Raw genomic sequence first — 15,754 nt, 5'->3', positions numbered from 1 at the left:
CGGTTAGGAAGCCGATGTCGGGAACGGCTCGGTCCTGCCTTTGGGGCGATCGCCGATGGCAAAGACGGCGCTCGCCTCGCTGACGATCGAGACATGATCCTTGGCGGCTGTTCCGGCCGCCGCACTGTCGCCGCGCATGATTGCTGTCACGATGGCGTCATGCTCCTGCCATGACTGGGCCAGCCGGCCGGGCAGCATGAATTGCGCGCGCCGGAACGGCGCCAGCCGGCCACGGGTCATGACGGTCAGTTCATAAATGTGCTTGCTGTGGGCGCCGCGATAGAGCCGGGTGTGGAATTCGGTGTTGAAGAGCTCATACTCTTCTTCGGCACCGAGCTGCACGAAGCGCGCCGACGCCTGGTGCTCGGCCTCCAGCGTGCGGCGCTCGCCAGCGGTCATGCGCTCGGCCGAGAACCGCGCGCAGATCGCTTCAAGCTCGGCCATGCTTTCGAACATCGAGGCGAGGTGCTCCTGCGTCACCACGGCGACGGTGGCGCCGCGGTTCGGCCGCCTTTCGACCAGCCCCATGGCGCTGAGCCGGCTGAGCGCTTCCCTGATCGGCGTGCGTGAGACGTCGAAGCGGGCGGCTAGCGAGGCCTCGTCGAGCTTTTCGCCCGGGCGCAGGAAACCGGTGACGATCCGGTCGCTGATCGCCCTCACCATCTGATCGACGGTCGTGCCCGACCTGATCAAATTGCGCTTTCCCGACACGTCTCCTCCGTCCAGTCTTTTCGCTAGAGCCGTAAGCCACTCACCGGCTTCGATTCCTCTGCATCTCTGTATGCCTATGTTTTAGCCTTCATGTCAAATTGGCGATTTTGGAGGCAAAAAGTGTATGCAATTGCTCCGGCTTTGTGCAGCCCACATCGGCACACTCATTGATATTGCAGAATAAATCTCATTTCTGAAACTGGCATGCTGATTGCATACACTTTTTCATTGAGGTGTTAACCGGCCCCAAAGGCCCCACAGAGGGAGCATTCAATGTCCGAGAGATTCATGCTTAGCCGCCGCGACCTGCTCAAGACCTCCGCCGCCGGAGCGGCGCTCGGCCTTGCGTCCGCATCGTTTCCGATCAGCAGGGCCTTCGCCGCGACGGCCACCGTCGGCTTCATCTATGTCGGGCCAAAGGACGATTACGGCTACAACCAGGCGCATGCCGAAGGCGCCGCCACGCTGAAGGGGATCGAAGGAATTTCCGTCGTCGAGGAGGAGAACGTGCCGGAGACGGTCGACGTGCAGAAGACGATGGAATCGATGATCAATCTCGATGGTGCGTCGCTGATCTTCCCGACCTCGTTCGGCTATTTCGATCCGCACATGCTCGCCATGTGCGCGAAATTCCCCGACGTGCAGTTCCGCCATTGCGGTGGCATGTGGAACAAGGACAAGCATCCGATGAATGCCGGTTCCTATTTCGGCTATATCGGCATGGGCCAGTATCTGAACGGCGTCGTCGCCGGTCACACCAGCAAAACCAAGAAGCTCGGCTTCGTCGCGGCAAAGCCGATCCCGCAGGTGTTGCTCAACATCAATTCCTTCCTGCTCGGCGCGCGCTCGGTCGACCCGACCATCACCTGCCAGGTGATCTTCACCGGCGAGTGGTCGCTAGCGGTCAAGGAGGCCGAGGCCACCAATGCGCTGGTCGACCAGGGCGCCGACGTCATCACCTGCCATGTCGACAGCCCCAAGGTGGTGGTCGAGACGGCGGCCGGCCGTGGCGCCTTCGTCTGCGGCTATCATGCCAACCAGAGCCCGCTGGCGCCGGAAAAATACCTGACCGGCGCGGAATGGAACTGGGCCAAGGTCTACAAGATGTTCGTCGACGATCTGGTGGCGGGCACGCCGCTGCCCAATTTCACACGCGGTGGCTTGGCCGACGGCTTCGTCAAGATGAGCCCGCTCGGCCCCGCCGTCGGCGACGCCGCCCGCAAACAGTTCGACGGCACGCTGGCCGAAATGATGAAAGGCGGCTTTTCCGTCATCAAGGGTCCGCTGAAGAGCAACAAGGGCGTCGTCGTCGCGACCGAAGGCCAGGCCTTCGCCGAGACCGCGCTCGAACTCGAAAGCATGGACTACCTGGTCGAGGGCGTCGTCGGTTCGACCGCCTGAACCGGATCGGAGACGGGGCCATGGCAGACACGATCAGCACTGCGGGCGCACCGGCGCTGTTTGGCGCCAGGAATTATCCGGCGGCGCTCGAATGGGCGGCGCGGCGGGCGGAAGCCTTCGTCATACCGCTCGCGGCACTGATCGTCGGCATGGCGCTGTTCAGCGTGTTCATCGCGCTGGTCGGCAAATCGCCGGTGCAACTCTACGAGACGATGTGGCGCGGCGGCTTCGGCTCGTGGTTCTCGATCCAGAACTCGCTGTCACGGGCAGCACCGCTTTTGCTGGCAGCGCTCTGCGTGGCGCTGCCGGCCCGGCTCGGCCTCGTCGTCATCGGCGGCGAAGGCGCGATCGTGCTGGGCGGCGTTGCCGCCGCCGCCATCGGCGTCGCGGCGAATGGCGCGCCGGCTTTTCTGGTCATCCTGCTGATGGGCGTGGCGGGCGCGGTCGCCGGCGGCATCTGGATCGGTGCCGTCGGCGCACTCCGCCACTACCGCGCCGTCAACGAAACCATCTCCAGTCTGCTGATGGCCTATATCGCCATCGCGCTGATGAACCATCTGGTCGAAGGGCCTCTGCGCGATCCGACTTCGCTCAACAAACCCTCGACCGAGCCGCTGGCGGATGCCTACCGCATCGGCAACATTCCAGGCATGGACGTGCACTGGGGCCTGGTCGTCGGCATTCTCGCCTGCGTCTTGTCCTGGCTGTTGATCGAAAAGACGCGCTGGGGGTTTGCCGCCCGCATCGCCGGCGGCAATGTCAGGGCAGCTCAGGTGCAAGGGCTTGCCGTCGGGCCGCTGATCGTCGGCTTCACCGGGCTCGCCGGCGGCTTCGCCGGGCTGGCCGGCATGCTGGAGGTCGGCGCCGTTCAAGGCAGCGCCAACGCCTCGCTCGCCGCCGGCTATGGCTATACCGGCATCCTCGTCGCCTTCCTCGCCCGCCACAATCCGCTCGCCATCATCCCGGTCGCTTTCCTGCTCGGCGGTATCGGCGCTTCTGGCGGGCTGATCCAGCGCCGCATGGACCTGCCCGACGCGACCGTGCTGGTGCTGCAAGGCATGCTCTTCGTCGTCATCCTGTTCAGCGAAACCTTTTACGGCCGCTTCAAGGTCTTCAATCCCGATCTGTGGAAGAGGGGCTCCTGATGGACGCGACCGAGATCGGCCTGTGGGGCGTGCCGCTCGCCATTCTCGGCGGCGCCATCCGCGTTTCGACGCCCTTCATCTTCGTCTCGCTCGGCGAAGCCATCACCGAGCGCTCCGGCCGCATCAATCTTGGCCTCGAAGGCACGCTGGTCTTCGGTGCGATGACCGCCTATGCGGTCGCAGTGATGACCGGCTCGCCATGGCTCGGTCTGCTGGCTGCCGCAGGTGCCGGTCTTTGCTTCGGCCTGTTCCATGGCTGGATCTGCAAATTCCGCGGGGTGAACGACATCGCCATCGGCATCGCGCTGATGCTGTTCGGCTCCGGTCTCGCCTTCTTCTTCGGCAAGCCGTTTATCCAGCCCTCGGCACCAGACCTGCCGGCCATCGCCTTCGGTGGCTGGTCGGATCTCCCGCAGGTGCAGGCGGCGCTCAACGTCAACATCCTGTTCCTGATTGGTGCCGCACTTGCCGTGTTCCTATGGTGGGCGTTCCGCAACACCCGCGCCGGCCTGATCGTGCGCGTCGTCGGCGACAGCTCCGATGCGGCGCGCGCCATGGGCCTCAATCCCAACACCGTGCGCCTGCTTGCGACAGGTGTCGGCGGTGCGCTTGCTGGCATCGGCGGCGCCTATCTGTCGCTCTATTATCCCGGCAGCTGGACCGAACGCATCTCGTCGGGGCAGGGCCTGATGGCGGTGGCGCTGGTCATCTTCGCCCGCTGGAATCCGCTCGGCTGCTTTGCCGCGGCACTGTTGTTCGGCGGTGCGGGCGCGCTGGGCCCGGCGTTGCAATCGGTCGGGGTCACGCAGGGCTACTACCTCTTCTACGCCGCGCCTTACATCCTCACGCTCATCATCATGATCGCCACCTCGTCGCCGAGCCGCTCGCTTGCCGGCGCGCCGGGCGAATTGTCGATCACCAAATGACTGGAGTTTTTCCGATGAACGCCAGAGCCGAGATCACCCAGCGCTACATCGACGCCGACCCTTATCCATGGCCTTATAATGGCGAGCTCCGGCCGGACAATACGGCACTGATCATCATCGACATGCAGATCGATTTCTGCGGGCCGGGCGGCTATGTCGATCATATGGGCTACGATCTTTCGCTGGTGCGGGCACCGATCGAGCCGATCAAGTCGGTGCTCGCAGCCATGCGGGCCAAGAGCTACACCATAATCCACACGCGCGAGGGCCACCGGCCCGATCTCGCCGACCTGCCGGCCAACAAGCGCTGGCGTTCGCGCCGCATCAATGCCGGCATCGGCGACCCCGGACCTTGCGGGCGCATCCTGGTGCGCGGCGAACCCGGCTGGGACATCATCCCCGACCTCTATCCGGCGGCGGGCGAACCGATCATCGACAAGCCGGGCAAGGGCTCGTTCTGCGCCACCGACCTCGAGCTGATCCTGCGCCAGCGCGGCATCGACAACATCGTGCTGACCGGCATCACCACCGACGTCTGCGTCCACACGACGATGCGCGAGGCCAACGATCGCGGCTTCGAATGCGTGATGCTGGAGGATTGCTGCGGGGCAACCGACTACGGCAATCATCTCGCCGCGATCAAGATGATCAAGATGCAGGGCGGGGTGTTCGGCGCGGTGTCGAATTCGGCATCCTTCGTCGCGCAACTGCCGTGAGGAGGCGATCTTGAGCGGAAGCACTGGGAAGAAGGCCGTCGGCGTCGAGACCATCGGCATGACCATGCGCTTCGGCGCTTTCACCGCGCTGGACGATGTCTCGATCAAGGTGCCGGCGGGATCGTTCCACGCGCTGCTCGGCGAAAACGGCGCCGGCAAGTCGACGCTGGTCAAATGCATGATGGGTTTTTACCATCCGACCGCCGGCGACATGCTGGTCGATGGCCGCGAGGTCGCGATCGCCAGTCCCAAGGACGCGTCGGCGCTCGGGCTCGGCATGGTTTATCAGCATTTCACGCTCGTTCCGTCGCTGACCGGCGCGGAGAACCTGGTCATTTCGCGCGAGAAGGTGCCGGGCGTCATCGACTGGCGCAAGGAGCGCGCCGCACTTGCGCAATTCATGCAGCGTATGCCGTTCAAGCTGCCGCTCGACGTCAAGGTGGCGGAACTTGCCGCCGGCGAGAAGCAGAAGCTCGAAATCATCAAGCAGCTCTATCTCGGCCGCAGTTTCCTGGTGCTCGACGAGCCGACTTCGGTGCTCACTCCCGGCGAGGCACACGAAGTGCTTGGCCTGGTGCGCGACATGACCAGGACCGGCGACCTCACCGTGCTGATGATCTCGCATAAATTCCACGAGGTGACGGCCTTTGCCGACGATATCACCGTCCTGCGCAAGGGCAGGCTGACCGGAACCGGAAAGGTCTCCGAACTTTCCCACAAGCAGATGGCGGCGATGATGATCGGCGACCAACCGATCGCCGCACTCGACAGCCGCGCCCCGGTGCCGGCCGGCGCCAGACAGGTGCTGACGGTAAAGTCGCTGAAGGCGCCCGACCGCACCGGCTTGAAAACCATCGACATCGGCGAACTCGATGTGAAGTCGGGTGAGATCGTCGGCATTGCCGGCATCTCCGGTAACGGCCAGAAGGAGTTTCTCGAAGTCCTTGCCGGACAGCGGGCGCGCAATGGCGGCGACGTTCTGGTGAAAGGCTCGCCCTATGGCGCCAGCCGCAGCGAGGCGCGCACGCTCAATGTCCGCTTCATTCCGGAGGAGCCGTTGCGCAATGCCTGCGCACCGAAGATGACGGTGGCGGAAAACATGGCCTTCCGGACCTTCGACCTCAACGAGGCCGGCAAGCCGGTCAACTGGATCAGGATGAGTGCGATCAGTGACTACGCGGCCCGCCTGATCGAACAGTTCAAGGTCAAGACGGCATCGCTCGCTTCGCCGATTTCGTCGCTCTCGGGCGGCAATGTGCAGCGCGCGGTGCTGGCGCGGGAACTGACCGGCGAGGTCGATTTGCTCATCGTGTCGAACCCCTGCTTCGGCCTCGACTTCTCTGCCGTCGCCGAAATCCGCGCCCGCATCATGAAGGCGCGCAACGCCGGTGCCGCCGTGCTCCTTATGTCGGAGGACCTTGATGAGCTGCTCGAGCTCTCGGACCGCATCTTCGTCATGTCGGACGGCGCGCTGGTCTACGAGACGCCGATCGCGCAGGCGAGCGTGCAGACGATCGGCGAGCACATGGCGGGACATCACTGATGGCTGGGATCGAGGCACTGCCGTTTCCGTTTGTGTTCAAGCCTGAGGCGATGGCGCTGGTCGTCATCGACATGCAGCGCGACTTTGCCGAACCCGGCGGCTTCGGCGCCAGCCTCGGTAATGACGTCAGCCGGGTCACGGCCATCGTGCCGACGGTGAAGAGGCTGATCGCGGGGTTTCGCGCCGCTGGCCTGCCGGTGATCCACACGATGGAGTGCCACAAGGCAGACCTTTCGGATCTGCCGCCGGCCAAGCGCAATCGCGGCAATCCGTCGATCAGGATCGGCGATGTCGGGCCAATGGGTCGTGTGCTGATCGTCGGGGAGCCGGGAACGGCGATCCTCGATGAACTTGCCCCACTGCCTGGCGAGATCGTCATCGAAAAACCCGGCAAGGGCGCGTTCTATGCCACCAGCTTCGGCGACGACCTCAAGCGGCTCGGCGCACAGCAGCTAGTCTTTGCCGGGGTGACGACGGAGGTCTGTGTGCAGACGACGATGCGCGAGGCCAACGACCGCGGCTATGAATGCCTTCTGGCGGAGGATGCCACTGAGAGCTATTTTCCGGAGTTCAAGGCGGCAGCCCTTGCCATGATCAGGGCGCAGGGCGCCATCGTCGGCTGGACGGCAACGACGGACCAGGTGCTCGAGGGACTTTCCAATGCCTAACGTCGCATACGCGGCTCTCATCCAAGGGGGCTGGCGTGATCTGCCATTCGAGCATTTTCGCGAAGGCATCACAGTGCATTGGCTGCTCAAGGGTGGGCCGATGGAACCGTCGGTCGCCATCCTGAACTACCGGGCTGGCGCCAGCGTGCCGCGTCATCGCCATGCCGGGCTGGAGACGATCATCGTGCTGGAAGGCACGCAGAGCGACGAGAACGGCGATCATGCCGCGGGCAGCGTGATCCTGAACCCGGTCGGAACCGAGCATTCGGTGTGGACCAAGGATGGCTGCGTCGTACTCATCCAGTGGAACCTGCCGGTAGTCATTCTGGGCGAGGCCAAATGAGCGACATCCGCTTCGACATAGCGAGCCTGCACGTTGCCTATCAGGCCGGCGTCAGCATTGGCGAGGTGATCGATATGGTCCATGCGCGGCTCGCGGCGGCCGATGACCCCGGCATCTTCATCCATCTGGCGAGCAGGGCGGAGTTGCTTGCCGAGGCGGAAAAGCTCGGCCCGTTCGATCCCGCGGCAAAGCCGCTGTGGGGCGTGCCGTTCGCGGTCAAAGACAACATCGATGTTGCCGGCATGCCGACCACGGCGGGTTGTGCGGAATATGCCTACTTGCCGGCGAAAGACGCCACCGTCGTCGCGCGGCTCAAGGCCGCCGGCGCGCTGGTTGTCGGCAAGACCAATCTCGACCAGTTCGCCACCGGCCTGGTCGGCGTTCGCACGCCCTATCCAATCCCGAGGAATGCGATCGACCCGAAACTGGTGCCGGGCGGTTCCTCGTGCGGCTCGGCCGTGGCGACGGCGCGCGGCATCGTCTCCTTCGCGCTCGGCACCGATACCGCCGGTTCGGGGCGCATACCCGCCGGCCTCAACAACATCGTCGGGCTGAAGCCGAGCGTCGGCGCGCTATCAGCCGCCGGCGTCGTGCCGGCCTGCCGGACGCTCGACTGCGTCTCGGTCTTCGCGCTCACCGTCGATGACGCCTATCACGTGTTCGAGGCGGCGGCGGCAAAGGACGACGCCGATCCCTATTCGCGTGACCTCTGCATTCAGGCTCTTGCCGCGCGCCCGCCGGTGCTGACTGTCGGCGTGCCGGCCAGGGCGGACTGGACCTTCTTCGGCGACGAGGCGATGCAGGCGGGTTTCGAGGCCGCTCTTGCCTCGCTGGAGACGCTGGGCTGCCGGCTGGTCGAAATCCCGTTCGGTGATTTCTACGCCACCGCCACTCTGCTCTACGAAGGCGCCTGGGTGGCCGAGCGTTACGCCGCGATCAGGGACTTCATGGATGCCAACGAGGCCGCCATGCATCCGGTGACGCGGCAGATCATCGGCGGTGCGCGAAAACTTTCCGCTGCGGACGCTTTCAAGGGGCTCTATGCCCTGCAAGGCTATAAGGCCAGGCTTGCGCCGGTCATCGCCTCGGTCGACGTTTTCTGCGTGCCGACCGCGCCGACGCACTACACAGTCGAAGCGGTGCTGGCCGATCCCATCGTCACCAACAGCCGGCTCGGCACCTACACCAACTTCGTCAATCTGCTCGACATGTGCGGCATTGCCGTGCCGAGCGGAACCCGCAGCGACGGTCTGCCGATGAGCGTCACCTTGCTTGCCGCGGCGGGCAAGGACCACCTGACTGCGTCGCTTGCGCGCGATGTCCATGCGGCAAGCGGCCTTGCGCTTGGTGCTATCGGCTGGCCGCAGCCGCAGCGCGGCGATGTTCTGGCGGGCGTGGATGAAGGCACGATCGAGCTGGCCGTGGTCGGCGCGCATCTGTCGGGGATGGCGCTGAACGGCCAGCTGCAGCAGCTCGGCGCGATTTTCGCCCGGGCTGCAAGAACGGCGCCGCTCTACCGGCTTTACGCGCTCGCCGGCCAGTCGGTGCCGCGACCGGGGCTCGAACGGATCTGCAACGGCAAGGGGACAGCGATCGAGGTCGAAGTCTGGCGGCTCTCGCCGCAAGCCTTCGGCCGTTTTGTTGCCGCGATCCCGCCGCCGCTCGGCATCGGGACGCTTGTGCTTGACGACGGAACTTCGCCGAAGGGCTTTCTCGTCGAAAGTGCCGGTCTCACCGATGCAAAGGAGATTTCGCATTTCGGCGGCTGGCGCAATTTCATGGCGGGTCAGCTGCAGCGAAGCTGACGCTATCACTCGACCTTTTGCCTAAACTTCGAATGGCAGCTCGAGCAATCCTGCAAGATGAGATGCAGGAGGGGCTCCGCCGGCAATTTAGTGGGATCGGCTTCCGCGAGTGATGGTCGCTTGCCAAGCAGGCTGCCACCGCCCATCGCCAGGCCGGAACCCATTCTCATGTCGTCGGTGATGCGCGGCGGCGCCCGCTCGGCGTCGGAGGCCAAGGCGCTGGCCAGCGTCCCGATGTGGCGAGCCAGCTCTTCGAACTCCGCGCGGGCGGGGTCGATATCCGGCCTGGCGCCTGAAGGCGCGCCCAATGTCGCGCTGGGGAATTCGGCAATCAGGGCAGGGCCGGTGCGGGCGCGGATGGTCTCGGCCGCCGCCTTGAAGGCCGCGGCGTCGTACGCCTGCTTGCCGTCGAACATCCCGGCTATCGTCTTTGCGGCCTGGGCCATTTCCTTCATCGAGGCCTGGCGAGCCTGGATGACCGCATCACGACCCGAATGGGCGGCGGCGAGCACGACAGAGACGCAGGCAAGCGACAGGACCGCTATGATAGCTGCTCGTCTCATCGTTGGCACATAAGGAGCTAGAGAATTCTTGTGACCAGACTGTCCAGTCGGGAGTTCTCGCGATAGGCAAATCGGACCACAACGGCACCTAAGACGCCAGTGATGGCACCGCCTATCACGTCGGTGAGATAGTGGGTGCCGATATAAATTCTCGACCAGCAGATCAGCAATGCCATGATGGAGAGGGCCAGCATCCGGCGCGGCAGACCTTGCGTTGCAAGAGCCGCAACAACCGCAAAGCTGGCTGTCGCGTGGTCGGAGGGAAACGACCAGTCGGCGCTGGGCGCAATCAGCAGATGCGTCACGCCGGCATCGTAGGGCCGCAGCCGGTGGACGAATAGCAAAATGAACTGATTGATCGCCAGACCGAGCAGGAACGCCAAGCCGGCGGACAAGGCAGCATGGCGCACATGGTAGCGGTCGGCCTTTGCCCACCATTGCAGGGCAACAGCCAGCACCATCAGCGGAACGCCGATTTGTGAGACGGCGATCATTGCCTTATCAAGAAAAGGGCTGATCCCGGCTGCCGCGTTGATCCAGTGGGTTAGAGCTGCATCCATCGTTTCTCGTTTCCGCTGTTGTCGATCGCAAGGTGAATTTTGTGAAAGCAGTAGACGAACGCCGCATCCATCAGATTTTCGAGCTCAGCATCTGGCTTAAAGGGGCGCATGCCCTGATCGAATGCGTGGGCGGGATCCTGCTTTATGTCGTCACCACCGACGCCATTGCCTCCTGGGTCAATACATTCACCCAAGAGGAATTGATCGAAGATCCGAACGATTTCATAGCTGGCTATCTGTCGCAGATGGCAAGCCACTTTTCCGTCGCCAGCAAGGAGTTTTATGCCTTCTACCTGCTTAGCCACGGCCTGATAAAACTGCTGCTCGTTGTCGGGCTTTTGAGAGGCAAGCTGTGGTCGTATCCGGCATCGCTTGCGGCGCTGGGCGCATTTATGTTCTATCAAGTCTACCGCTACTCCTACACTCATTCGTTCGGCCTGCTTGTCCTGACCGTATTCGATGCTGTCGTCATGGTGCTGATCTGGCATGAATGGAAGGTCGTGCGGCAGCACAAGCCGGCATGACAGCGAAGTTTGCACGTCAGCCGCTCCGATTTTCAATCCACCTCACTGGGCGACGCCTTGTCCTGCCAGCTCGTCGATAATCGGGCAATCCGGCCGCTCGTCGCCGTGGCAGTGACTGACCAATTGGTGAAGCAAGCCGCGCAATCCGACCAGTTCGGCGATCTTCCTGTCGACCTCGACCAGCTTGGCTTTCGCGATCGCCTTCACGTCGGCGCTGTCACGTTCCCTGTCCTGGTACAGCGACAGCAGCTGGCGGCATTCGTCGACCGAAAACCCCAGGCTTCGCGAGCGCTGCAGGAAGCGCAGCCGGTGAATATCGGCCGTCGAGTAATCACGATAGCCATTGTCCGTCCGGGCCGGGTGCAAGAGCCCGATATCCTCGTAGTAACGGATCGTCTTGGCCGGCAAGCCGGATTTTTCGGATGCGACGCCGATGTTCATGGCGGAAATCTCCTTTGTCGGAGGAAATAGACCTTCCAGTAGATGGAAGGTCAACATGATGTGGCGATTTTGGATGCCTGACGCAACCGCCCGCCCGCTCCAACCGTTTGCCTGCCAGTACATACTGAACCTTCGGGAAGAAATCGGTCCTCGGAAACGTTTTTACCGAACAGTGCTCAAAACCCGGTGTTCGACACCGGGTGCCGATGAGCAAAGACCCTCCGGCGCTGGCTCGACGCAACACCGTGCAGACGCCGAGGAGACAGAACATGCCCGTCAAGGCCTATATCAACCGGATCGCGACAGCGGCACCGGAGCACGAGGTTCATGAATTCTACCTGCGTTTCGCGGCCTCCATGCTCGCGGCCGATCGCCGGAGGATCTTCGAACGCATGGCCGATCTTGCCGGCATCGAGCACCGCTATTCCTGCTTTGCGCCGGCGTCCGACCCCGAGGGACCGTCCGCCGACCTGGCCGGAACCTTCATCCGGGGCGCGTTTCCCGGAACGGCGGCGAGAATGGCGATGTTCGACGATGCCGCACCTGTTCTGGCGCAAAAGGGCATCGACGGATTGCAGCTTGGCGACGACGCTTCCCGCATCACCCATCTGATCGTCACCACCTGCACCGGCTTTTCGGCGCCGGGCATCGATCTCGAGCTGGTTGCGCGTTGCGGGCTGCCGAACGGGATCGAACGCACGATGATCGGGTTCATGGGTTGCTATGCGGCGATCAACGGCCTCAAGCTGGCCCGCCACATCGTCCGCTCCGACCCGCAGTCCAAGGTCCTGCTGGTCAATATCGAGCTCTGCACGATGCATCTGCGACAGACCACCGAACTGGAAAAACTGCTGTCGTTCTGCCTTTGGGGCGACGGCTGCGCGGCTGCGCTCATCACTGCCGAGCCGGCCGGCATCGAGCTCGATAGCTTTCACTGTCTGGTGGCGAGGGAACGGCGGGACCTGATGCGCTGGAACATTCGCGACCACGGCTTCGAAATGGTTCTTTCCGGCCAGGTGCCGGCAGCGATTCATGAAGCGTTGCGGAACAGCCAGGCCGCCATCCTCGGAGGCCGATCGGCGAAAGACATCGACCTTTGGGCCGTGCATCCGGGTGGACGTTCGGTGCTCGACGCCGTCGAAAGGGCCCTGGAACTGGAGCCCACCGCGCTGGAACCATCGCGCGAGGTGTTGCGCCAGTATGGGAACATGTCGTCGGCGACCGTCATGTTCGTGATGAAGGAGATGCTGAAGGCGCCACCCGGCCTGCTCGGTTGCGGCATGTCGTTCGGACCCGGGCTGACGGCCGAAACCATGCTCTTTCGAACGGTGTCATGAGCGGCCTGGAGCACCGGCAGCTTGCGCCGGAAATCCTCGACGGACTTGCGGCCGACGATCCGCGAGCGCTGGCCGCGCGCCGCGACCTTCGGCGCATCAATATGCTGATGTTTCAGGTGCCGATCATGACGTCGTTGCTCAGGAGGTTTGTGCCAAAGCCGCCACGCCGCATTCTGGAGATCGGCGCCGGCGATGGCTCCTTCATGCTGGCGGTGGCGCGGCGCATGACCAGGCATTGGCCCGGGGTCGAACTGGTGATGCTCGACCGCGTCGGCCTCCTCACCGCGCAATTGCGCGGCGATCTTGACAGGCTGGGATGGAGGGCGGAAGGCGTCACCGCCGATGTCTTCGACTGGGCAGGAAAGATCGAGGGCGCGCGTTTCGACGCCGTCACCGTCAATCTGTTCCTGCATCACCTCGATGATGCACAGCTCGTGCGTCTGTTTTCGCTGATCGGGCCGAAAGCCCCGTTGCTCATTGCGACAGAGCCGCTGCGGGCGAAACTGCCGCTGGCCGCGACCCGTCTTCTGCCGGCAATCGGCGCCAACGACGTCACACGAAACGACGCGGCGCAAAGCGTGCGTGCCGGCTTTCGCGGCAGCGAGCTTTCCGGTCTCTGGCTTGCGGCCAACGGCAAACCGGTCGAGGAACGACGCGCCGGCCTGTTTTCCCACATTTTCGTCGGCGCCAGCGCCGGCAACGACCCATGACGCGATTGTCGACCCATGACGCGATCATCATAGGCGCCGGCCCGGCGGGCACATCCGTCGCGCTCGCGCTGGCCCGGCGCGGATGGGCCGTGGCAATTGTGGAAAAGACCGCATTTCCGCGCCGCAAGGTCTGCGGCGAATACATCTCGGCAAGCAATCTTGCGCTTCTCGACCGGCTCGAGATCGGCGATGCCTGGCGTGCCAATGCCGGCCCCGAAATCCGCCGCGTCGGTTTGTTTTCCGGGGAGACCTGTGTCGAGGCGGCAATGCCACGTGCAGGAGCTGGGCCTCGTGGGAAAGACAGCTTCGGCCGGGCGCTCGGCCGGGACATTCTCGACTCTCTGCTTTTGCAAGCGGCGCGATCGGCGGGTGTCGAAATCTTTCAACCTTGCCGCGCCGTCGCCATCGAGCCGGACGGTGAGATGCGAAGGGTGCGAATTCAGGCCGGGGATGAAGCGGCGATATTGCGAGCGCCGGTGATTGTCGCCGCACACGGCTCGTGGGAACCGGGACCATTGCCCAGCCAGCTCGCAAAGGCCAATCGCCCGTCGGACCTGCTCGGCTTCAAGGCGCATTTCACCGGGTCGTCCCTGCCGCCGGATTTGATGCCTCTGCTGGCCTTCCCCGGCGGCTATGGCGGCATGGTTTCGGCGGATCATGGCCGGTTGTCGATCTCGTGCTGCATCCGGCGCGATATGCTCGCGCGGCTGCGTAAACAATATGGCCCCAAACAACGGAGCCACGTGTCGGCCGCCGATGCGGTCTCGCGCCATCTCGTGGACTCGTGCCGAGGCGTCAGGAACGCCTTGGAACCGGCTCTCCTCGACGGTCCGTGGCTTGCCGCAGGTCCGATCCGGCCGGGAATTCGCTCGTGCTACGAAGAGGACATCTTCCGCGTCGGCAATGCAGCCGGAGAGTCTCATCCTGTCATCGCCGAGGGCATCTCGATGGCGCTTCAGTCCGGCTGGCTGCTGGCTTGCGAACTCGCATGCGCGCCAAGTGGCCGAGCAGGGCGCGAGGCTGCCGCCAGACGCTACGAGGCGGCCTGGAAAAGACTGTTTTCGACACGGGTCTACGCCGCCGCGGCCGTTGCCGGAATTGCCCTTCGCCCCGGCAGCGCCACCTTGATGGCAGCGATCGTCCGGAATTTCCCGCAGACACTGACGCTGGGCGCGCAACTGAGCGGCAAGACCAAGCCGGTTCCCGGCTTCGTCTGACGAGTAGTGCAGCGCATTGGGCACGCCGAACACTGGCTGTCGGAACAGTTAGGGCCACCGCGCGTTGGGCGCGAATGCAAGTTCGGGTTGCGACAGGGATGGACCTTTCATGGGTTGCGTGGATCATCTTTGCCGCGTTGCTGATTGTTGCGGGCCGGCCGGTTCCTTCTGCCGTCGACTCGGTTCCTTCTGCCGCCGACAAACTGATCGCATCGCCCGTGCAGCATCTCTCGACCTCGAATGAGTCGGTAGCGGCGGGCGAACCCACCGCTACCGGCGGGCACTTTGACGACGCAACCTGTCCCGCTCACCCTGCCGCCCAGTGTTGCGGATCGGCGTGTTGCGGATCGGCCTGTCATGCCTTCCTCGTCCATGAAACGGCATTAAGCGCGTCGAGCGCCCCGGCAAGACAGGTTCAATCCGGTCCGATGCGCGCCCATGGCACCGTGCCTCGGCGAATTGAACGGCCGCCAATCGATCGGATGTCCTGAACGGACGCCCAAACAGGGTGTCCATCCTGTTTTCGAGCTCACAGCCCCAATCCGATTGGAGAAGACCATGAGAAAGCAGACAATCCTTATGGCTGTCGGCCTTATAGCTGTCGGCCTGATGGCCGGTGTCGCAACAGCCGTCGCCGCCTCGTCCGGCCACACAGACGAAGCGATGACAATCCACAAGGCCTGGCAGGCCAAGGCGGAGTGAGGACACGATCATGCACAACCAGTCTCCCGAAATGAAGGACTGCATCGAGGCTTGCCTGGATTGCTATCAAGCCTGCCTCGGCACCGCTTCGGGGCATTGCCTCGAAACAGGCGGTAAACACACCGAGCCGCAACATTTCCGGCTGATGCTCGCCTGCGCCGAGATCTGCCGGACCGCTGCGCATTTCATGCTGCTCGGTTCGGCGCATCACAAACACGTCTGCCGCGAATGCGCGGAAATCTGCGACGAGTGCGCAACAGACTGCGAGCGCATCGGCGATATGCAGGACTGTGTCGAAGCCTGTCGGCGTTGCGCCGAGAGCTGCAAAAGGATGGCGGCTTGATCGTCGGGGGGGGGGGGGGCGGCCCGCCCGGCGGCGGGCCGGCAGCAGAGCCGCCGGAGAGGGGGTTGCCGCGCGAAGGACAACCCCCCCACCGCCCCC

18 protein-coding genes are annotated in these 15,754 nt (G+C 63.8%); 14 read left to right on the top strand and 4 right to left on the bottom strand.

The genetic code is table 11. From position 1 onward, the window contains the following. Nucleotides 1–3: 3 nt before the first annotated feature. Nucleotides 4–663 carry a GntR family transcriptional regulator gene (locus tag NKH90_RS30285; RefSeq protein WP_023677208.1) on the bottom strand — a complete coding sequence of 220 codons (660 nt, stop codon included), beginning with the start codon at nucleotides 661–663 and terminating at the stop codon, nucleotides 4–6. 321 nt (nucleotides 664–984) lie between these two features. On the opposite strand from NKH90_RS30285, the gene NKH90_RS30280 reads away from it, so the two are divergent. The 8 genes from NKH90_RS30280 to atzF are packed head-to-tail and all read left to right on the top strand — an operon-like array spanning nucleotide 985 to nucleotide 9,258. Beyond that, entirely contained in the window at nucleotides 985–2,112 is a 1,128-nt protein-coding gene (locus tag NKH90_RS30280; RefSeq protein WP_352467659.1) for a BMP family ABC transporter substrate-binding protein, read from the top strand. Between the two features lie 20 nt (nucleotides 2,113–2,132). Next, nucleotides 2,133–3,257, top strand: coding sequence for an ABC transporter permease (locus NKH90_RS30275; protein ID WP_352822810.1), 1,125 nt, complete (start codon nucleotides 2,133–2,135; stop codon nucleotides 3,255–3,257). After that, the gene (locus NKH90_RS30270) at nucleotides 3,257–4,183 is read left to right on the top strand and encodes an ABC transporter permease (RefSeq protein WP_352822807.1); all 927 of its coding nucleotides are present in this window, start codon (nucleotides 3,257–3,259) and stop codon (nucleotides 4,181–4,183) included. The genes NKH90_RS30275 and NKH90_RS30270 overlap by 1 nt, the downstream gene beginning before the upstream one ends. Before the next feature lie 14 nt (nucleotides 4,184–4,197). Beyond that, a complete protein-coding gene (gene biuH, locus NKH90_RS30265) occupies nucleotides 4,198–4,899 on the top strand; it encodes a biuret amidohydrolase (RefSeq protein WP_352822804.1) in 702 nt (233 codons plus the stop codon). A 58-nt stretch (nucleotides 4,900–4,957) separates the two neighbouring features. Then, a complete protein-coding gene (locus NKH90_RS30260) occupies nucleotides 4,958–6,442 on the top strand; it encodes an ABC transporter ATP-binding protein (RefSeq protein WP_502896441.1) in 1,485 nt (494 codons plus the stop codon). Next, nucleotides 6,442–7,110, top strand: a complete 669-nt coding sequence (locus NKH90_RS30255) for a cysteine hydrolase family protein (protein WP_352822799.1) — start codon at nucleotides 6,442–6,444, stop codon at nucleotides 7,108–7,110. The genes NKH90_RS30260 and NKH90_RS30255 overlap by 1 nt, the downstream gene beginning before the upstream one ends. Further along, nucleotides 7,103–7,453, top strand: a complete 351-nt coding sequence (locus NKH90_RS30250) for a cupin domain-containing protein (RefSeq protein WP_352501326.1) — start codon at nucleotides 7,103–7,105, stop codon at nucleotides 7,451–7,453. Before NKH90_RS30255 ends, NKH90_RS30250 begins: the two co-directional genes overlap by 8 nt. Further along, the gene (gene atzF, locus NKH90_RS30245) at nucleotides 7,450–9,258 is read left to right on the top strand and encodes an allophanate hydrolase (protein ID WP_352822796.1); all 1,809 of its coding nucleotides are present in this window, start codon (nucleotides 7,450–7,452) and stop codon (nucleotides 9,256–9,258) included. Before NKH90_RS30250 ends, atzF begins: the two co-directional genes overlap by 4 nt. 5 nt (nucleotides 9,259–9,263) lie before the next feature. On the opposite strand, the gene NKH90_RS30240 is transcribed toward atzF, so the two are convergent. Together NKH90_RS30240 and NKH90_RS30235 are read right to left on the bottom strand one after the other, a co-directional pair. Then, entirely contained in the window at nucleotides 9,264–9,821 is a 558-nt protein-coding gene (locus tag NKH90_RS30240; RefSeq protein WP_352822793.1) for a cytochrome c, read from the bottom strand. Nucleotides 9,822–9,838: 17 nt separating this feature from the next. Beyond that, complete coding sequence (locus NKH90_RS30235) at nucleotides 9,839–10,381, bottom strand: phosphatase PAP2 family protein (RefSeq protein WP_352822790.1); 543 nt, start codon at nucleotides 10,379–10,381, stop codon at nucleotides 9,839–9,841. Between the two features lie 32 nt (nucleotides 10,382–10,413). Here NKH90_RS30235 and NKH90_RS30230 point away from each other — a divergent pair, with 32 nt between their 5' ends. Next, nucleotides 10,414–10,905 (top strand): DUF2127 domain-containing protein, encoded by a 492-nt coding sequence (locus tag NKH90_RS30230; RefSeq protein WP_352542988.1) that lies wholly within the window; start codon nucleotides 10,414–10,416, stop codon nucleotides 10,903–10,905. A 42-nt stretch (nucleotides 10,906–10,947) separates the two neighbouring features. On the opposite strand, the gene cueR is transcribed toward NKH90_RS30230, so the two are convergent. Then, the gene (gene cueR, locus NKH90_RS30225) at nucleotides 10,948–11,346 is read right to left on the bottom strand and encodes a Cu(I)-responsive transcriptional regulator (RefSeq protein ID WP_352473250.1); all 399 of its coding nucleotides are present in this window, start codon (nucleotides 11,344–11,346) and stop codon (nucleotides 10,948–10,950) included. A 269-nt stretch (nucleotides 11,347–11,615) separates the two neighbouring features. On the opposite strand from cueR, the gene NKH90_RS30220 reads away from it, so the two are divergent. The 5 genes from NKH90_RS30220 to NKH90_RS30200 all read left to right on the top strand — a co-directional run bounded on the left by NKH90_RS30220 (nucleotide 11,616) and on the right by NKH90_RS30200 (nucleotide 15,655). Next, complete coding sequence (locus tag NKH90_RS30220; RefSeq protein ID WP_352542792.1) at nucleotides 11,616–12,683, top strand: type III polyketide synthase; 1,068 nt, start codon at nucleotides 11,616–11,618, stop codon at nucleotides 12,681–12,683. Next, nucleotides 12,680–13,393 (top strand): methyltransferase domain-containing protein, encoded by a 714-nt coding sequence (locus tag NKH90_RS30215; RefSeq protein ID WP_352822786.1) that lies wholly within the window; start codon nucleotides 12,680–12,682, stop codon nucleotides 13,391–13,393. The genes NKH90_RS30220 and NKH90_RS30215 overlap by 4 nt, the downstream gene beginning before the upstream one ends. Continuing rightward, nucleotides 13,390–14,610, top strand: coding sequence for an NAD(P)/FAD-dependent oxidoreductase (locus NKH90_RS30210; RefSeq protein ID WP_352822784.1), 1,221 nt, complete (start codon nucleotides 13,390–13,392; stop codon nucleotides 14,608–14,610). Before NKH90_RS30215 ends, NKH90_RS30210 begins: the two co-directional genes overlap by 4 nt. A 558-nt stretch (nucleotides 14,611–15,168) precedes the next feature. Next, nucleotides 15,169–15,312: a hypothetical protein gene (locus NKH90_RS30205; protein ID WP_352822781.1), complete on the top strand. Its 144-nt coding sequence runs from the start codon at nucleotides 15,169–15,171 to the stop codon at nucleotides 15,310–15,312. Nucleotides 15,313–15,322: 10 nt separating this feature from the next. Continuing rightward, a complete protein-coding gene (locus NKH90_RS30200) occupies nucleotides 15,323–15,655 on the top strand; it encodes a four-helix bundle copper-binding protein (protein ID WP_352822779.1) in 333 nt (110 codons plus the stop codon). The last annotated feature ends 99 nt before the right edge of the window (nucleotides 15,656–15,754 follow it).

It is taken from the genome of Mesorhizobium sp. M0898 (genome assembly GCF_040319695.1).
Classification (GTDB): domain Bacteria; phylum Pseudomonadota; class Alphaproteobacteria; order Rhizobiales; family Rhizobiaceae; genus Mesorhizobium.
This window is presented reverse-complemented; position numbering and strand designations above follow the sequence as displayed.

Bases quoted from the DNA above. Each gene is read 5' to 3' on its own strand.
- NKH90_RS30285 (WP_023677208.1), bottom strand. From the start codon at position 663: ATGGTGAGGGCGATCAGCGACCGGATCGTCACCGGTTTCCTGCGCCCG.
- NKH90_RS30280 (WP_352467659.1), top strand. From the start codon at position 985: ATGTCCGAGAGATTCATGCTTAGCCGCCGCGACCTGCTCAAGACCTCC.
- NKH90_RS30275 (WP_352822810.1), top strand. From the start codon at position 2,133: ATGGCAGACACGATCAGCACTGCGGGCGCACCGGCGCTGTTTGGCGCC.
- NKH90_RS30270 (WP_352822807.1), top strand. From the start codon at position 3,257: ATGGACGCGACCGAGATCGGCCTGTGGGGCGTGCCGCTCGCCATTCTC.
- biuH (WP_352822804.1), top strand. From the start codon at position 4,198: ATGAACGCCAGAGCCGAGATCACCCAGCGCTACATCGACGCCGACCCT.
- NKH90_RS30260 (WP_502896441.1), top strand. From the start codon at position 4,958: ATGACCATGCGCTTCGGCGCTTTCACCGCGCTGGACGATGTCTCGATC.
- NKH90_RS30255 (WP_352822799.1), top strand. From the start codon at position 6,442: ATGGCTGGGATCGAGGCACTGCCGTTTCCGTTTGTGTTCAAGCCTGAG.
- NKH90_RS30250 (WP_352501326.1), top strand. From the start codon at position 7,103: ATGCCTAACGTCGCATACGCGGCTCTCATCCAAGGGGGCTGGCGTGAT.
- atzF (WP_352822796.1), top strand. From the start codon at position 7,450: ATGAGCGACATCCGCTTCGACATAGCGAGCCTGCACGTTGCCTATCAG.
- NKH90_RS30240 (WP_352822793.1), bottom strand. From the start codon at position 9,821: ATGAGACGAGCAGCTATCATAGCGGTCCTGTCGCTTGCCTGCGTCTCT.
- NKH90_RS30235 (WP_352822790.1), bottom strand. From the start codon at position 10,381: ATGGATGCAGCTCTAACCCACTGGATCAACGCGGCAGCCGGGATCAGC.
- cueR (WP_352473250.1), bottom strand. From the start codon at position 11,346: ATGAACATCGGCGTCGCATCCGAAAAATCCGGCTTGCCGGCCAAGACG.
- NKH90_RS30220 (WP_352542792.1), top strand. From the start codon at position 11,616: ATGCCCGTCAAGGCCTATATCAACCGGATCGCGACAGCGGCACCGGAG.
- NKH90_RS30215 (WP_352822786.1), top strand. From the start codon at position 12,680: ATGAGCGGCCTGGAGCACCGGCAGCTTGCGCCGGAAATCCTCGACGGA.
- NKH90_RS30210 (WP_352822784.1), top strand. From the start codon at position 13,390: ATGACGCGATTGTCGACCCATGACGCGATCATCATAGGCGCCGGCCCG.
- NKH90_RS30205 (WP_352822781.1), top strand. From the start codon at position 15,169: ATGAGAAAGCAGACAATCCTTATGGCTGTCGGCCTTATAGCTGTCGGC.
- NKH90_RS30200 (WP_352822779.1), top strand. From the start codon at position 15,323: ATGCACAACCAGTCTCCCGAAATGAAGGACTGCATCGAGGCTTGCCTG.